The sequence below is a fragment of the Pontimicrobium sp. MEBiC01747 genome (genome assembly GCF_053601635.1).
In genome coordinates this window covers 1-2,135 of record NZ_JBSHNS010000089.1, presented here as the reverse complement: position 1 = coordinate 2,135, position 2,135 = coordinate 1, and the positions used below count along the sequence as shown (strand labels likewise).

Here is a 2,135-nt window from a genome sequence, read left to right as displayed (position 1 = left end):
ATTAACAAGTGATAAAGCATTAAATGAAAAGTTTAATGTTAATGTTTTTTCTTTTGGAGAAACATTAAACATTAGCGACTCCTTAAGCTTTAATGAGAAGAAAACAAATATAAATAAAGCATTTAAAGAGTTATCTCAAATATACAAAAACACCATTTCGCCTACGCTGGTTATAACCGATGGAAACCAAACCTATGGAAACGACTATTTGTTTTCTGCAAAACGGTATAATCAATCTATTTATCCAATAATTTTAGGAGATACAACACAATACACAGATTTAAAGTTAAAACAACTAAACGTTAATAAATATGCGTATTTAAAAAATAAGTTTCCAGTAGAAGCAATTTTAGTATATAATGGGAATAATAAAGAAAATACAAGATTTATAGTTACCTCTGGAAATACTACTGTGCACTCGCAAGTTGTAAACTTTACAAAAGACGATAACTCTAAAGTTATAAATTTTACCTTGCCAGCAAATACGGTTGGTGTACAAAGTTACAAAGCAACATTAGTACCTGTAGAAACAGAAAAAAATAAAATAAATAACAGTAAAAACTTTGCAGTAGAGGTTATAGATCAAAAAACAAAAGTAGCTGTAGTAAGTACAATGCTTCATCCAGATTTAGGAGCTATTAAAAAGAGTATAGAAAGCAATGAGCAACGCGAAGTTGTATTTTTAAAACCAAATGAGTTAATTAGTAAATTAAATGATTTTCAATTAATTATATTGTATCAGCCAAACAATAGCTTTAAGCAATTGTATAAAGTGCTAAATGCTGAAAATAAAAATAGAATTGTAATTTCTGGAACCAAAACCGATTGGAATTTTTTAAACCTAGAAGCTGAAAGTTATACACAAGATGTAACCTCTCAAACAGAAGACTATCAAGCTATTTTAAATTCAAACTATAGCGCTTTTATTGTTGAAGATTTAGATTTTGAATCCTTTCCACCATTAGCATCATCTTTTGGAGCGCCAAGCTTTAAAGTTCCTACAGAAACTATACTGTATAAAAAAGTAAGTGGTTTTGATACAGAAGAACCCTTGCTTGCTACATTTGAAACTAACAATAGGCGAGAAGCTATATTATTTGGAGAAAACATCTGGAAATGGAGAGCACAAAGTTTTATAAACACACAAAGCTTTAATAATTTTGATAATTTTATAGGGAAACTAGTACAATATTTAGCATCAAATAAGCGTAAAAATAGATTAAATATAGAATACCAGTCTTTCTATCAAGGTAATACAAATGTTATAGTTAAAGCTCAGTTTTTTAATAAAAACTATGAATTTGATGCAAAAGAGAATTTAAATATAATAGTAAAAGATAAAAAAACAGAAAAAGTAATAACAATACCATTTATACTAAAAAACAACAATTACCAAGTAGACTTAAGTAATTTACCAGCATCAAAATACTCATTTACAGTAAAAGCGTCTAGTGAAGCTATTTCTAAATCTGGGCAATTTCAAATACTAGAATATAACGTAGAACAACAATTTTTAAATGCCAATGTAACAAAACTACAACAGTTGGCTACTAATAGTAATGGGCAGAGTTATTTTATTGCAAATTATAACAATATAACAAACGATTTATTAAACAATCAACGATATTTACCTATACAAAAGAGCAATAAAAATATTGTACCTTTAATAGATTGGAAATACCTTTTATTTCTAATCATACTAACCTTAGCAATAGAATGGTTTCTAAGGAAATATAACGGATTAATCTAAACTAAAAATAATGGAAAAATTACCAAAAATTATAGTACCCTTAGTAGTAATTGGGATAATATTACTTATTATACTTACCAAATCTGCAATAACAATAGGCTCAGGAGAACGCGGTGTTTTGTATGAAACGTTAGGAAGTGGTGTTGTAGTAGACGAAGCTCCTTTAGGAGAGGGATTTCATATAATAGCACCTTGGAATAAAGTATTTGTATATAATGTAAGACAACAAGAGCTATTTGAAAGAGAAATGTCTGTATTATCATCTAATGGATTAGAAATTAAATTAGACGCATCAGTATTATATGAAGCAAGGTCTGCAGATGTGGCGCAGTTACACCAAACAAGAGGAGAAGACTATTTACAAAGCGTTATTATCCCAGCAATA

At 28.6% G+C, this 2,135-nt stretch carries 2 protein-coding genes; both read left to right on the top strand.

Translation table 11 applies throughout. The features are described from left to right. On the top strand, positions 1-1,750 hold a 1,750-nt coding region (locus ACVC2P_RS01615), incomplete at its 5' end, for a VWA domain-containing protein (RefSeq protein ID WP_452596737.1). Positions 1,751-1,760: 10 nt separating this feature from the next. Continuing rightward, positions 1,761-2,135 (top strand): SPFH domain-containing protein (locus tag ACVC2P_RS01610; protein ID WP_452596736.1); only part of this gene is annotated, 375 nt, incomplete at its 3' end.